The following is a 14,365-nucleotide window of genomic DNA, read 5'->3' as shown; positions in this document are numbered from 1 at the left end:
CTTTGCAGATTAGTCCGTATGCGATTTCATGCCGCTCAACCACACTTAGTGGTCTGAACGTTAAGTATTTACCACAAGCTGGAAAAAAGCTGTCTGAAGCCAAAACAACGGAGGAAGCATGAGCAAGAAAATTGCGGTCTTGATTACCGACGAGTTTGAAGATTCAGAATTTACCTCACCTGCCGAGGCGTTTCGTAAGGCGGGCCATGAGCTGATCACCATTGAAAAAGAGGCAGGCAAAACGGTAAAAGGCCATAAGGGCGAGGCCAGCGTGACCATCGATAAAACCATCGATGAGGTGAGCCCGTCTGACTTTGACGCCCTGTTACTGCCGGGTGGGCACTCCCCGGACTCGCTACGCAGCGATACGCGTTTCGTGACCTTTACCCGGGATTTTGTCTCCAGCGGGAAACCGGTCTTTGCTATCTGCCACGGCCCACAGCTGCTCATCAGCGCTGAGGTTGTGCGCGGACGTAAACTGACGGGCGTGAAATCGATCGCCATCGATCTGAAAAACGCCGGGGCCGATTTTCACGATCAGGAGGTAGTCATCGATAACGATCAGCTGGTTACCAGCCGGACGCCAGAAGATCTTATCGCCTTTAACCGTGAGGCGTTGCGCTTACTCGGCGCGTAGCCAGTGATGTTTTTTGCCAAAGCCTAACGTGTTGTCAGTGAACTTCAGTTCATCCAGACGGATCTCCCATACCGGAGCTGGCATGGCAGCGGCAACCGGAAAGCGACGAAGATAGTGCTTGCGCATCACGTCGCTTTCCTCTCCTTCCAGACGACGAATCTCCCCTTTGAACTGCACCCCGCGGATTAACGCCACGGTTTTGGGCTGCCCGTTGACGGTGCCTGCAACTTTCGCCTGTTTGCCGCTCATCTGCGCATGACGGGTTTTGTCTTCGCTTAAGACGTAGAACGCGACGCGCTGCGGGTCATAATAGTAAAAGGCATTGGCACACCACAGCTCATCGTCTTGGTGTACGCACCAGGTGACCACGTGCTGCTTCGCCAGCCAGTGGTTGATGGCGGCCAGAGTTTCCATTTCGCTTCTCTCTCATGCTAAGGTGCACTCACCTTAACATACTGAATCTGTCGCCGTGTGCTGGTTTCTCTATCTTGTTCGAACCGCTGATAATGCGCTCTATACGGGCATCACAACCGATGTGCCGCGCCGCTTCCTGCAACATCAGACGGGAAAAGGGGCGAAGGCGTTGAGGGGTAAAGGAGAGCTGACGCTGGCGTTTTCCGCGGTCGCAGGCGATCGCTCGCTGGCGCTCCGGCTGGAGTACCGCATTAAACAGCTCACGAAGCGCCAGAAAGAGCGCCTCGTCAGCGGAGACGGGACGTTTGAGGCGCTACGCGAGAGCCTGCAAAGGCCGCCGGTTAAAAGCTATTGAAGCGATCGTGGTATTCCACCAGGCCGCTCACGCCGTTAAGCGCATCGTCGGCCAGACGGTGGACCTGGAAAGCCGACTCGGTGCCCGGCCAGCGGCAACGCAGATCGTAATGTGCCGCTTTCTCGAAGCCTAAACGGCTGTAGAAATCCGGATCGCCCAGCGTCACGACCGCGGCGTAGCCAAACTCATTGAGTGAATCCAGCCCTTCGTAGACCAGCTGGCGCGCCAGGCCCTGTCCGCGATAGTTTTCATCCACCGCCAGCGGCGCCATGGCAACCCACTGCAGCTCTTCGCCCTGCACGATGACCGGGCTAAAGGCCACGTAGCCAACGACCTGACCTTCATCATCGGTGGCGACCAGACCCAGCGTAATCAGGCCGTCTTCACGAAGATCGCGAACCAGTTGCGCTTCACCTTCCCCTTCAAACGACCGGCGTAATAAGGCGTCAATACCCGGGGCATCGATGCCAATTTCTACTCGAATCAACATGGCTCACCTACAGAAGTGTGTTTACTTTCCGGCGGAGTTTTCAGACCCGCCTCGACAAAATCGGCCAGTTGCAACAGGGCCACGCGCAGCGGCTTCGGCATCTGTTCCAGTTCAATCGCATCCATCAGGTTTTTGACATACAGACCTAACTCGGTATCGCCTTCAATCACCAGACGACGCTGGAAGAAGAGCGTGTCGGGATCCTGCTTGCGTGCCGCGATCATCAGCAGATCGCTGGCGTCAGCGCTAAAGCTGACGTCCGCCTCGGCGGATTCGCGCACCACCAGCTGTTCATTTTCAACGGAGGTGTACCAGCGCAGACCAATATCCCGCACCTCGATACGTAACCAGCGCCCTTCAAGAAATTCCAGCTCGCCATCCGCCAGCGCCTGGCGGAATTGCCAGCTGAGCACCTGCTCCAGTACCTGGCGCTTCAGGGCAAAGGGCGCGAGCTTAACCGGCACGCTCAGCAGCGACGGGCCAAATTGTACGAGACGTGAACGCAGTTTATCCAGCACGAGCAATACTCCTGATATCTATGGTCCTGATATTTTGCCATATCCAGTCGTCGGTATAGCGGGGTAAATCAACAAACTGACATCCGGCGTAACCCATTATTGGTGTCATCAATACGCCATTAGCTGCCTTAAATCAAAAATTGTCGCCGGATGGTTAATTAAAATCCCTGTTCGATAACAATTTTGCATCCCTCTGGGGCTGCGAACGTCAGGATAAATTATGGAGCTGCTCTGCCCTGCCGGGAACTTACCGGCGCTAAAGGCGGCCATCGAAAACGGCGCCGATGCGGTTTATATCGGGCTGAAGGACGATACCAATGCCCGTCACTTCGCTGGTCTCAATTTTACCGAGAAAAAACTGCAGGAAGCGGTGAGCTTCGTACATCTTCATCGCCGTAAACTGCATATCGCTATCAATACCTTTGCCCACCCCGACGGCTATCAACGCTGGCAGCGCGCGGTGGATATGGCGGCACAGCTGGGTGCCGACGCCCTGATTCTGGCCGATCTCGCCATGCTGGAGTATGCCGCAGAACGCTATCCCCACATTGAGCGCCATGTCTCCGTACAGGCGTCTGCTACCAACGAAGAGGCCATACGCTTTTATCATCGACATTTTGAGGTGTCGCGCGTGGTGCTGCCGCGCGTGCTCTCTATTCATCAGGTTAAGCAACTGGCGCGGGTCACGCCAGTTCCGCTGGAAGTTTTTGCCTTTGGCAGCCTGTGCATCATGGCTGAAGGGCGTTGCTACCTCTCTTCTTATCTCACCGGGGAATCGCCCAACACCGTGGGCGCCTGCTCCCCTGCCCGCTACGTGCGCTGGCAGCAAACCCCGCAGGGGCTGGAGTCGCGTCTGAACGAGGTGCTGATCGACCGCTATCAGGATGATGAAAACGCCGGCTATCCGACGCTGTGCAAAGGTCGCTATCTGGTGGATGGCGAGCGCTACCATGCACTGGAGGAGCCCACCAGCCTGAACACCCTTGAACTGCTGCCGGAACTGCTGGCCGCCAATATCGCCTCGGTGAAAATCGAAGGACGCCAGCGCAGCCCGGCCTATGTCAGCCAGGTGGCAAAAGTGTGGCGCCAGGCGATCGATCGCTGCATGGCAAATCCGCAGAGCTATACGCCAGAACCGGCGTGGATGGAGACGCTCGGCTCGATGTCCGAAGGCACGCAGACCACGCTGGGTGCGTATCACCGTAAATGGCAGTGAGATAAAGCATGAAATATTCATTAGGACCGGTGCTCTATTACTGGTCGAAAGAGACGCTGGAAGACTTTTATCAGCAGGCGGCAACCAGCCAGGCGGATGTGATCTACCTCGGCGAGGCGGTCTGTAGTAAGCGTCGCGCTACAAAGGTGGGTGACTGGCTGGAGATGGCGAAAACCCTGGCCGACAGTGGCAAGCAGGTCGTGCTCTCTACGCTGGCGCTGGTTCAGGCCTCGTCAGAACTGAATGAGCTCAAGCGCTACGTGGAGAACGGTGAATTTCTGCTGGAGGCCAGCGATCTCGGCGTAGTGAACCTGTGCGCCGAGCGCAAGCTGCCGTTTGTCGCCGGGCATGCGCTGAACTGCTACAACGCCGTGGCGCTGCGCCTGCTGCTCAGACAGGGGATGACGCGCTGGTGTATGCCGGTGGAACTCTCCCGAGACTGGCTGGTGAACATCCTGGCGCAGTGCGACGAGCTGGGGATCCGCAATCAGTTTGAAGTGGAAGTGCTCAGCTACGGGCATCTGCCTCTGGCTTACTCCGCCCGCTGCTTTACCGCGCGTTCAGAGAACCTGCCGAAAGATGAGTGCGAAACCTGCTGCATCAAATACCCCAACGGACGCAGTATGCTGTCGCAGGAGAAACAGCAGGTGTTTGTCCTTAACGGCATTCAGACCATGAGCGGCTACGTTTACAACCTCGGCAACGAACTGGCCTCAATGAAAGGGCTGGTGGATATGGTGCGTCTGTCGCCGCTGGGCACCGATACCTTCGCCATGATCGACGCCTTCCGCGCCAATGAAAATGGCGCTGCCCCACTGCCGCTGACGGCGAACAGCGAGTGCAACGGCTACTGGCGACGTCTCGCCGGGCTGGAGCTGCAGGACTAAAAAAGGCTCACTTTGTTAACAACGACTGTAAAATTTTAATGCACTATTAAAGATTCACCGTCGACAAAGTGAGCTGCTATGACTGATAAATCCATTCCGTTTTCGGTGCTGGACCTGGCGCCGATCCCTGAAGGCTCCTCGGCAAGGGAAGCCTTTACCCACTCACTGGATCTCGCCCGCCTGGCTGAACAGCGCGGCTATCATCGCTACTGGCTGGCGGAACACCACAATATGGTCGGGATCGCCAGCGCCGCCACCTCAGTGCTGCTCGGCTATCTGGCGGCGAATACCACGACGCTCCATTTAGGCTCGGGCGGCGTGATGCTGCCTAACCATTCGCCGCTGGTTATTGCCGAGCAGTTTGGCACCCTCAATACCCTCTATCCGGGCCGTATCGACCTGGGACTGGGTCGCGCACCGGGCAGCGATCAGCCTACCATGCGCGCCCTGCGTCGCCATATGAGCGGTGACATCGATAACTTCCCCCGCGACGTGCTTGAACTGGTGGAGTGGTTTGATGCCCGTGACCCAAATCCGCAGGTGCGTCCGGTGCCGGGCTACGGCGAGCAGATCCCGGTGTGGCTGTTAGGCTCCAGCCTCTACAGCGCGCAGCTGGCCGCGCAGCTGGGCCTGCCGTTTGCGTTTGCGTCGCACTTTGCGCCGGATATGCTGCACCAGGCACTGCATCTCTATCGCACTAACTTTAAGCCTTCGGCGCGGCTGGAAAAACCGTATGCGATGGTGTGCATCAACATCATTGCCGCTGACAGCAACCGCGATGCGGAATTCCTGTTTACCTCCATGCAGCAGGCCTTTATGAAGCTGCGCCGCGGCGAGACGGGGCAACTGCCACCGCCGGTGGAGAATATGCACCAGCTGTGGTCGGCCTCAGAACAATATGGCGTGCAGCAGGCGTTAAGCATGTCGCTGGTAGGGGATAAAGCGAAGGTGCGTCACGGGCTGGAAGCGGTGCTGCGTGAGACGCAGGCTGATGAGATCATGGTCAACGGGCAGATCTTCGATCACCAGGCGCGTCTGCATTCGTTCGATCTGGCGATGCAGGTGAAAGAGGAGCTGGTGGGGTAGTTTTTTGCCGGGCGGCGCTGCGCTTGCCCGGCCTACTCCATCCCTGTAGGCCCGGTAAGCGAAGCGCCACCGGGCATTATGTTCACTGATATACAGGCAGCAGATTAAAGCTCGACAGCACGTGGACCACTGCGTTGCCGATACCGAAGATCAGGATCAGCGCAATCATCGGCTTGCCGCCCCAGACGCGGAATTTTGGGCTACCGAAGCGCTTGCGTGATTTACGCGCCAGCAGCGCCGGAACAATCGCCGCCCAGATCGTTGCCGCCAGCCCCGCATAGCCAATGGCATACAGGAAACCATTCGGCCACAGCAGGCCACCAATGACCGGCGGCAGGAAGGTCAGCAGCGCGGTTTTCAGACGCCCCAGCGCAGAGTCATCAAAGCCACAGAGATCGGCCAGATAGTCAAACAGCCCCAGGGTCACGCCAAGGAACGAGCTCGCCACGGCGAAGTTGGAGAAGATCACCAGCAGCAGGTCCAGACTGCGGCTGTTGAGCACGCCACTCAGCGCCTGCACCAGCACATCAATATTCCCGCCCTTCTGCGCAATGCCGATGAACTCCGGACGCGGAATGTTACCCATCGTCCCCAGCAGCCAGATGACATACAGCCCCAGCGCCAGCAGCGTGCCGTAGACCAGGCAGCGAGTGATGGTGCGCGGATCTTTGCCGTAATATTTCATCAGGCTCGGCACATTACCGTGATAGCCAAACGACGCCAGACAGAACGGCAGGGTCATCAGCAGATAGGGTGAATACGACGTGTTGCTCTGCGCCACGTTAAACAGCGTGGCGGGCGTAACATGCCCCAGCAGGCTGCCGAAGGTCAGGAAAAAGGTGATGACTTTGGCGCCCAGCACAATGGCCGTCATCCGGCTCACCGCTTTGGTACTCATCCAGACGATAAACGCCACACCCAGGGCGAAGCAGAGCCCCGCCAGCCGCGCCGGTACGTTCAGCGACATCTCTGCGAAGGTGTGATGCAGAATTGAACCGCTCGCCGAGATATAGGCGTAGGTCAGGATATAGAGCACAAAGGCAATGGAGATACCGTTGACGATATTCCAGCGCTTGCCCAGCAGGTCGCGGGTGATGGTGTCAAAGCTCGACCCAATGCGGTAGTTGAGATTAGCTTCGAGGATCATCAGCCCCGAGTGCAGCATACAGAACCAGGTAAAGACCAGCGCCGCCAGCGACCAGAAGAACCACGCCCCGGACATGACCACCGGCAGGGAGAACATCCCCGCACCTATGATGGTGCCGCCGATGATCACCACACCGCCGAGCAGTGAAGGTGACGTTTGGGTGGTGGTTAGTGTCGCCATACAGCCTTTTCTCCAGTCAATAATTTGGGACCTGCATCTTAATGTGCTGCACTGTACCAGTACAATAGTACAAAAGGAATAAAAAAAGCCCCGATAAAAATATCGGGGCTGTATATTTTACTTTACGCTACAGGGCGTGAAGCTTACGCGTCACGACGACGAACCGGGCCATCTTCGCGACGTGGGCCACGGCTTTCACGACGCTCACCGCTGAAACGGCCTGCACCTGGTGCAGCCCCTTCACGACGAGGACCACGACCGCCTTCACGACGCTCGCCACCGAAGCTGCGGCCACCGCCACGACGTTCGCCGCCACGGTCCGGACGCGGCTGAGCATCGCCCAGCAGCTGCATGTTCATCGGCTTGTTCAGGATGCGGGTACGGGTAAAGTGCTGCAGAACCTCGCCCGGCATACCTTTTGGCAGTTCGATGGTGGAGTGGGTACCGAACAGCTTGATGTTACCGATGTAACGGCTGCTGATGTCGCCTTCGTTAGCGATCGCGCCAACGATATGACGAACTTCAACACCATCATCACGACCCACTTCAATGCGGTACAGTTCCATTTCGCCAGCATCACGACGTTCGCGACGTGGACGGTCTTCACCACCACGCTCTGGACGGTCGCCACGCGGGCCACGATCGTTGCGGTCGCCACGACGTTCGAAACGATCGTCACGGTCACGGAACTCACGCTTAGGACGCATCGGTGCATCTGGCGGCACGATCAGAGAACGTTCGCCCTGCGCCATCTTCAGCAGTGCAGCGGCCAGCGTTTCGATATCCAGCTCTTCGCCTTCGGCGGTCGGCTGGATCTGCGTCAGCAGCGCACGGTACTGATCCAGATCGCTGCTCTCCAGCTGCTGCTGGACTTTCGCGGCGAATTTTTCCAGACGGCGTTTGCCCAGCAGCTCTGCGTTTGGCAGGTCTGCTTCTGGAATGGTCAGCTTCATGGTGCGTTCGATGTTACGCAGCAGACGACGCTCGCGGTTCTCAACGAACAGCAGCGCACGGCCCGCACGACCTGCACGACCGGTACGGCCGATACGGTGAACGTAAGACTCGGAGTCCATCGGGATGTCGTAGTTAACAACCAGGCTGATACGTTCAACGTCCAGACCACGTGCTGCCACGTCGGTTGCAATCAGGATATCCAGACGACCGTCTTTCAGACGCTCCAGCGTCTGCTCACGCAGCGCCTGGTTCATGTCGCCATTCAGCGCTGCGCTGTTGTAGCCGCTACGCTCCAGGGCTTCTGCCACTTCCAGGGTCGCATTTTTGGTACGAACGAAGATGATCGCCGCATCAAAATCTTCTGCTTCCAGGAAACGCACCAGCGCTTCGTTTTTACGCATACCGTACACAGACCAGTAGCTCTGGCTGATGTCCGGGCGAGTGGTCACGCTGGACTGGATGCGCACTTCCTGCGGCTCTTTCATGAAGCGGCGGGTAATGCGACGGATCGCTTCCGGCATGGTGGCAGAGAACAGGGCGGTCTGATGACCTTCCGGGATCTGCGCCATGATGGTTTCTACGTCTTCGATGAAGCCCATGCGGAGCATTTCGTCAGCTTCATCCAGTACCAGACCGCTCAGTTTAGAGAGATCCAGCGTACCGCGTTTCAGGTGATCCAGCAGACGACCCGGCGTACCGACGACGATCTGTGGACCCTGACGCAGGGCGCGTAACTGCACGTCATAACGCTGGCCGCCGTAAAGGGCAACCACGTTTACGCCGCGCATGTGTTTAGAGAATTCAGTCATAGCTTCCGCCACCTGAACAGCCAGTTCACGGGTCGGAGCCAGTACGAGGATCTGCGGTGCACGCAGGTCCGGGTCAATGTTATTCAGCAGCGGCAGCGAGAACGCTGCGGTTTTACCGCTACCAGTCTGGGCCATGCCCAGCACGTCACGACCAGAGAGCAGATGTGGGATACATTCTGCCTGGATCGGAGATGGTTTTTCGTAACCCAGATCGTTAAGGGCTTCAAGGATAGGAGCCTTCAGGCCCAGATCTGCAAAAGTGGTTTCGAATTCAGCCATGTAGTACGAGTGCCTCAATGTCAATGGCGGCCAGTCTACATAACTTATCGTGAAAATTTTCAGTAATTTTCATTGAAAGTGTGAACCGGCTCAAAGTAGGTGTATTGACGAACAACAACGCCCTCACCAGTAAAGGTGATGGCAATCAAAAGATTACGGGCTGATGTTTATGTCGTCAGCTATTGCTGGTCCGATTCTGCCAGGTCGTCATGCTCCTGGCCCAAGAGCGATAATTCCAACAATGCATAACGGTGCTCAACGTAGTTGTGTACGTTGTTAGCAACCGCTAACTTGAACAGTGCCGTAGCGCTGTCCGTATCCCCCAGACTTAGGTAGTACTTACCTAAATAGAAGTTGGTTTCACTGAGATGCTCAGCGAGCGAGGTGTTATCCGTTGCGTCCGCCTTCAAGCGTTCCATTAGCGTTGCTTCGCTAATGTCGCCCAGGTAGAACTCGACAATATTCCATCCCCACTGCTCCTTGTCCGATTTGTCGAAGCGTTGCTTTAACGCGTCTTTAGCCTGCTTTTCGTCGAGCTTCTGCTCAACAATGAAAAGCCACAGGCTACGGAAAGGATCGTTAGGATCGTCTTGATAAAACGCCAGCAGATCATCTTGCGCTAACTTGTCACGACCGCCGTAATACAATGCGATACCGCGATTCAAGTGCGCGTAGTTGTAAGTTGGATCAAGCTCAAGTACAGAATCAAACGCTTCATAGGCAGCATCAAAATTGCCTGCCTGCGTTAAATAAATGCCTAAGTAATTGAATACTTCAGGCATATCCGGTCGGATCGCCAACGCTTGTGAAAAATCATTTCGCGCCAGTGCCCTCAGACCGAGACTATCATACAACACTCCGCGCTCATATAAAAGCTGTGCGCGTTCGTCATCGGTTAAAGCCCGACTGGCAAGAATTTGTTCCATGCGTGCCAGAATCACTTCCTGCTGCAAAGTCGGTTGCAGTGGCACTGCGAGGACTTCACTTTTACGCCAGGCAGAGTTGCTGCATCCTGCCAGCGTCAAAGCTGTCGCAACGAAACACCAGCGCAGAAAAGGCTTCATTTCCCACTCCCGAAGACAACTATTGGATGAACGTCCTGTCCCCCGGCGGCTTAACAAGGCGTCCTGCCTGATAACAAGCCCCCCGCTTGCACGGGGGGCAAACGGCAACCTTACTCGCCCTGTTCGCCAGCCGGAGCTTCCGGCGCAGCGGCAGGCTGAGACTGCTCGGTCGCTTCTTTGATGCTCAGACGAATACGGCCCTGACGGTCAACTTCGAGAACTTTAACCGGCACTTCCTGACCCATCTGCAGGTAATCGGTCACTTTCTCAACGCGCTTGTCAGCGATCTGAGAGATGTGAACCAGACCTTCTTTACCGCCACCGATGGCAACGAATGCGCCAAAGTCAACGATACGGGTCACTTTACCATTGTAGACACGGCCCACTTCGATCTCGGCAGTGATCTCTTCGATACGACGGATAGCGTATTTCGCTTTCTCGCCGTCGGTCGCTGCGATCTTCACAGTACCGTCATCTTCGATTTCGATGGTGGTGCCAGTCTCTTCGGTCAGAGCACGGATAACAGAACCGCCTTTACCGATAACGTCTTTGATCTTGTCCGGGCTGATCTTAATGGTGTGGATACGTGGAGCGAACTGAGAAATATCGCCACGCGGCGCGTTGATCGCCTGTTCCATCACGCCCAGGATGTGCAGACGTGCACCTTTAGCCTGGTTCAGCGCAACCTGCATGATCTCTTTGGTGATGCCTTCAATTTTGATATCCATCTGCAGAGCAGAGATACCTTCGCGGGAACCCGCGACTTTGAAGTCCATGTCACCCAGGTGATCTTCGTCGCCCAGGATGTCAGACAGAACAACGAAGTTGTCGCCTTCTTTCACCAGACCCATTGCGATACCCGCAACGGCCGCTTTCACCGGTACGCCCGCATCCATCAGTGCCAGAGAAGCACCGCACACGGAAGCCATAGAAGAGGAACCGTTAGATTCGGTGATTTCAGAAACCACACGAACGGTGTACGGGAATTTATCAGCATCTGGCATCACAGCCAGCACGCCGCGCTTCGCAAGACGACCGTGACCAATTTCACGACGCTTCGGCGAGCCAACCATACCGGTTTCACCTACGGAGTACGGAGGGAAGTTGTAGTGGAACAGGAAGCTGTCAGTGCGCTCGCCCATCAGTTCGTCGATGTTCTGTGCGTCACGGGCAGTACCCAGGGTCGCGGTAACCAGCGCCTGCGTTTCACCACGGGTGAACAGCGCGGAACCGTGAGTACGTGGCAGCACGCCAGTACGCACATCCAGACCACGGATCATATCTTTTTCACGGCCATCGATACGCGGCTCGCCTGCCAGAACGCGGCTACGAACAACGTTTTTCTCGATAGCGTGCAGGATTTCGCCGAGCTCGTTAGCGTCCAGGGACTCATCTTCTGCCACCAGCGTAGCGATGGTTTCAGATTTGATCGCGTCAACCTGGGTATAACGCTCTTGCTTGTCGGTGATGCGGTAAGCATCGCTCAGACGCGCTTCGGCCAGGGCTGCAACGCGCGCATTCAGCGCGTCGTTTGCCGCTTCTGGCTGCCAGTCCCAACGTGGTTTACCGGCTTCTTTCACCAGGTCGTTAATGTTCTGGATAACGATCTGCTGTTGGTCGTGGCCAAAGACCACCGCGCCCAGCATCTGGTCTTCGCTCAGCAGTTCTGCTTCGGATTCAACCATCAGTACCGCCGCTTCTGTACCGGCAACAACCAGGTCCAGCTTGCTTGACTTCAGCTCGTCCTGAGTTGGGTTCAGAACGTACTGGTCATTGATGTAACCCACGCGCGCAGCACCGATAGGACCGTTGAATGGAATACCAGACAGGGAGAGGGCTGCGGATGCGCCGATCATCGCAACGATGTCCGGGTTAACCTGTGGGTTAACGGAAACAACGGTCGCGATAACCTGAACTTCGTTAACGAAGCCTTCCGGGAAGAGCGGACGAACCGGGCGGTCAATCAGACGCGCGATCAGGGTTTCGCCTTCGCTTGGACGGCCTTCACGACGGAAGAAACCACCCGGGATTTTACCGGCAGCGTAAGTACGCTCCTGGTAGTTTACGGTCAGTGGGAAGAAGTCCTGACCTGGTTTAGCTTTTTTCTGGCCAACAACGGTCACGAATACCGCGGTGTCATCCATGCTTACCATAACAGCAGCAGTAGCCTGACGTGCCATCATGCCGGTTTCCAGCGTAACGGTATGTTGACCGTACTGGAATTTACGAACGATCGGATTCAGCAAGATTCTGTCCTTTCTTAAATGAATGACAGCACACCAAAGGCGTGCTGACTTTTACCGGACCTTCTTCGCATCCTCGCGACTAATGACAACCGACACCCCCATGGGTGAAGCCTCTCATTAGCCGCGCGAACCTCTGCAATGAAGATCATTTATAGCAACAATACATTAGTTTCCAGTGAATTGCTGCGGTCTGGTTGAAAAAAGGGGCCATAAGGCCCCCTTTTCTGAAACTCGCAAGACTTAGCGACGCAGGCCCAGACGCTCGATCAGCGCGGTGTAGCGTGCAACATCTTTACGTTTCAGGTAGTCGAGCAGTTTACGACGCTGAGAAACCATGCGCAGCAGACCACGACGGCTGTGGTGATCTTTTTTGTGCTCTGCAAAGTGACCCTGCAGGTGGTTAATCTGTGCAGTCAGCAGTGCAACCTGAACTTCGGTAGAACCGCTGTCGTTAGCATCACGACCAAACTCAGAAACGATTTTAGCTTTAGCTTCAACGCTTAGAGACATTTTAAAACTCCAAAATTTAAAGAATGAAAGGAGGCCGATCTCTAATTCAGCTTTCCCATGTATAACGTATGCCAATTGTTAAACAATTTACCAGACGTTAAGCCGCAATATTCTACCCGCCTCCCCTGCTTATCGCAAGGCAAGGCGTCAGCTTATGCCGGATATTCAACCACCAGACGGCGTGGGGCAACACGACCTTCGTCGTCGATTTCACCCATCCCGATAAAGGTGTTGTCATCCCCTTCCGTAACGCGCACCAGCCCTTGCGCCGGGACATTCGTCGTGCGCACCGGGTTGCCGTTTTTAAAGTAAACGGAGGAGGTCAGCGGCAGATTGACAACCGGATAGTCCGAAGCAGGACTGTCCATTGGCATCAGTAATGGGTCAAGCAGGTCCGCAGCCTCTGTGCCCTGCTCCTGCGCCTGGTCCACCAGCGCCTGCAGCTGCTCCAGCGTCACCATACGTTCAGCCGGGTACTTGCTGACTGCCAGACGACGCAGATAAATAACGTGCGCGCCACAGCCCAGCTTCTCACCCAGATCGTCGATGATGGTGCGGATATAGGTGCCTTTTGAGCAATGCACTTCCAGCTCCAGCTCATCGCCTTCGTGACGAATGAATAGCAGCTCATAGACCGTAATCGGACGGGCCTCGCGTGGCACCTCAATCCCCTGACGCGCATACTCATAGAGCTTTTTGCCCTGATACTTCAGCGCCGAGTACATGGACGGCACCTGTTGGGTGTCGCCACGGAAGCTCTCGAGCGCGGCATCAAGCTGTTCGCTGCTGAACGTCACCGGACGCTCTTCGACAACCTGACCATCGGCATCGGAGGTGTCCGTGCGCTGGCCAAGCTTTGCAATCACGCGGTAGCGTTTGTCCGAATCCAGCAGATACTGGGAAAACTTGGTCGCTTCACCCAGACAAATCGGCAGCATACCGGTCGCCAGCGGATCCAGCGCCCCGGTGTGCCCCGCGCGGTTGGCGTTATATATACGCTTAACTTTTTGCAGCACGTCGTTGCTGGATGCACCCTGCGGTTTATCCAGCAGCAGCACGCCGTGCACGTCGCGACCGCGACGACGAGGACGACTCATCAGTCCTCCTTTTTATCGTCCGGGTTCACACGACGCTCATCATCCTGCTTCACCACGCTGGTGACCAGGTTGGACATGCGCATCCCTTCGACCAGTGAGTTGTCGTAGAAGAAGGTCAGCTCTGGCACGATACGCAGGCGCATCGCTTTGCCAAGCAGAGAGCGGATGAAACCAGAGGCTTCCTGCAGCGCTTTAATACCGTTCTTAACCGCGTCTTCATCCTGGTCATTCAGGAAGGTCACGAACACTTTGGCATACGCCAGGTCGCGGGACATCTCCACGCCAGACACGGTGGTCATCATCCCCAGGCGCGGGTCTTTGATTTCGCGCTGAAGGATGATTGCGATCTCTTTTTGCATCTCCTGAGCCACGCGCTGCGGGCGACCAAATTCTTTCGCCATAATAAATTCTCCAGACAAAAAAGGGGCCAAAGCCCCTTTTGAAATTTAATGCCGGGTGGCGCGAGGCGATCCCGG

At 56.2% G+C, this 14,365-nt stretch carries 16 protein-coding genes; 5 read left to right on the top strand and 11 right to left on the bottom strand.

Annotated features, from left to right (window positions below; translation table 11 throughout):
• Window positions 1–118: 118 nt before the first annotated feature.
• Window positions 119–637 (top strand): type 1 glutamine amidotransferase domain-containing protein, encoded by a 519-nt coding sequence (locus ACOKCT_RS12335; RefSeq protein WP_420193526.1) that lies wholly within the window; start codon window positions 119–121, stop codon window positions 635–637.
• Here the strand turns inward: ACOKCT_RS12335 and ACOKCT_RS12330 are convergent.
• Window positions 623–1,051 carry a YhbP family protein gene (locus tag ACOKCT_RS12330; RefSeq protein ID WP_214422441.1) on the bottom strand — a complete coding sequence of 143 codons (429 nt, stop codon included), beginning with the start codon at window positions 1,049–1,051 and terminating at the stop codon, window positions 623–625. The two genes, ACOKCT_RS12335 and ACOKCT_RS12330, sit on opposite strands and share 15 nt — an antisense overlap.
• A 55-nt stretch (window positions 1,052–1,106) precedes the next feature.
• On the opposite strand from ACOKCT_RS12330, the gene ACOKCT_RS12325 reads away from it, so the two are divergent.
• The gene (locus ACOKCT_RS12325; RefSeq protein WP_103177153.1) at window positions 1,107–1,406 is read left to right on the top strand and encodes a GIY-YIG nuclease family protein; all 300 of its coding nucleotides are present in this window, start codon (window positions 1,107–1,109) and stop codon (window positions 1,404–1,406) included.
• On the opposite strand, the gene ACOKCT_RS12320 is transcribed toward ACOKCT_RS12325, so the two are convergent.
• On the bottom strand, window positions 1,393–1,896 hold the full coding sequence (locus ACOKCT_RS12320) for a GNAT family N-acetyltransferase (protein WP_103177154.1): 504 nt from the start codon (window positions 1,894–1,896) through the stop codon (window positions 1,393–1,395). The genes ACOKCT_RS12325 and ACOKCT_RS12320 overlap by 14 nt on opposite strands.
• Window positions 1,890–2,414 carry a ubiquinone anaerobic biosynthesis accessory factor UbiT gene (gene ubiT / locus ACOKCT_RS12315; RefSeq protein WP_103824910.1) on the bottom strand — a complete coding sequence of 175 codons (525 nt, stop codon included), beginning with the start codon at window positions 2,412–2,414 and terminating at the stop codon, window positions 1,890–1,892. The genes ACOKCT_RS12320 and ubiT overlap by 7 nt, the downstream gene beginning before the upstream one ends.
• A 220-nt stretch (window positions 2,415–2,634) precedes the next feature.
• Here ubiT and ubiU point away from each other — a divergent pair, with 220 nt between their 5' ends.
• From ubiU to ACOKCT_RS12300, 3 genes are all read left to right on the top strand, one after another.
• Window positions 2,635–3,630, top strand: coding sequence for a ubiquinone anaerobic biosynthesis protein UbiU (ubiU, locus tag ACOKCT_RS12310; RefSeq protein ID WP_103177156.1), 996 nt, complete (start codon window positions 2,635–2,637; stop codon window positions 3,628–3,630).
• An 8-nt stretch (window positions 3,631–3,638) separates the two neighbouring features.
• On the top strand, window positions 3,639–4,517 hold the full coding sequence (locus tag ACOKCT_RS12305) for a U32 family peptidase (protein WP_156655270.1): 879 nt from the start codon (window positions 3,639–3,641) through the stop codon (window positions 4,515–4,517).
• 78 nt (window positions 4,518–4,595) lie between these two features.
• Entirely contained in the window at window positions 4,596–5,603 is a 1,008-nt protein-coding gene (locus ACOKCT_RS12300) for a luciferase-like monooxygenase (protein WP_103824913.1), read from the top strand.
• 82 nt (window positions 5,604–5,685) lie between these two features.
• Here ACOKCT_RS12300 and mtr read toward each other — a convergent pair whose 3' ends face one another.
• The 8 genes from mtr to rbfA form a co-directional block, all read right to left on the bottom strand.
• Window positions 5,686–6,930, bottom strand: a complete 1,245-nt coding sequence (gene mtr, locus ACOKCT_RS12295; RefSeq protein ID WP_156655271.1) for a tryptophan permease — start codon at window positions 6,928–6,930, stop codon at window positions 5,686–5,688.
• 143 nt (window positions 6,931–7,073) lie between these two features.
• Window positions 7,074–8,972 (bottom strand): DEAD/DEAH family ATP-dependent RNA helicase, encoded by a 1,899-nt coding sequence (locus tag ACOKCT_RS12290; protein ID WP_103177160.1) that lies wholly within the window; start codon window positions 8,970–8,972, stop codon window positions 7,074–7,076.
• The gene (yrbN, locus tag ACOKCT_RS12285; protein WP_103177161.1) at window positions 8,965–9,045 is read right to left on the bottom strand and encodes a protein YrbN; all 81 of its coding nucleotides are present in this window, start codon (window positions 9,043–9,045) and stop codon (window positions 8,965–8,967) included. The genes ACOKCT_RS12290 and yrbN overlap by 8 nt, the downstream gene beginning before the upstream one ends.
• A 106-nt stretch (window positions 9,046–9,151) precedes the next feature.
• On the bottom strand, window positions 9,152–10,036 hold the full coding sequence (nlpI, locus tag ACOKCT_RS12280) for a lipoprotein NlpI (protein ID WP_103177162.1): 885 nt from the start codon (window positions 10,034–10,036) through the stop codon (window positions 9,152–9,154).
• Between the two features lie 110 nt (window positions 10,037–10,146).
• Complete coding sequence (gene pnp, locus ACOKCT_RS12275; protein WP_103177163.1) at window positions 10,147–12,282, bottom strand: polyribonucleotide nucleotidyltransferase; 2,136 nt, start codon at window positions 12,280–12,282, stop codon at window positions 10,147–10,149.
• Window positions 12,283–12,522: 240 nt separating this feature from the next.
• Window positions 12,523–12,792: a 30S ribosomal protein S15 gene (rpsO, locus tag ACOKCT_RS12270; RefSeq protein ID WP_032614416.1), complete on the bottom strand. Its 270-nt coding sequence runs from the start codon at window positions 12,790–12,792 to the stop codon at window positions 12,523–12,525.
• A 152-nt stretch (window positions 12,793–12,944) separates the two neighbouring features.
• The gene (truB, locus tag ACOKCT_RS12265; RefSeq protein ID WP_103177164.1) at window positions 12,945–13,889 is read right to left on the bottom strand and encodes a tRNA pseudouridine(55) synthase TruB; all 945 of its coding nucleotides are present in this window, start codon (window positions 13,887–13,889) and stop codon (window positions 12,945–12,947) included.
• The gene (rbfA, locus tag ACOKCT_RS12260; RefSeq protein ID WP_103177165.1) at window positions 13,889–14,290 is read right to left on the bottom strand and encodes a 30S ribosome-binding factor RbfA; all 402 of its coding nucleotides are present in this window, start codon (window positions 14,288–14,290) and stop codon (window positions 13,889–13,891) included. Before rbfA ends, truB begins: the two co-directional genes overlap by 1 nt.
• Between the last annotated feature and the right edge of the window lie 75 nt (window positions 14,291–14,365).

The organism is Leclercia sp. M-A074-M, assembly GCF_965195605.1.
GTDB lineage: Bacteria > Pseudomonadota > Gammaproteobacteria > Enterobacterales > Enterobacteriaceae > Enterobacter.
The sequence above is the reverse complement of the archived record's forward strand: the minus strand, read 5'-3'. Positions and strand labels throughout refer to the sequence as shown.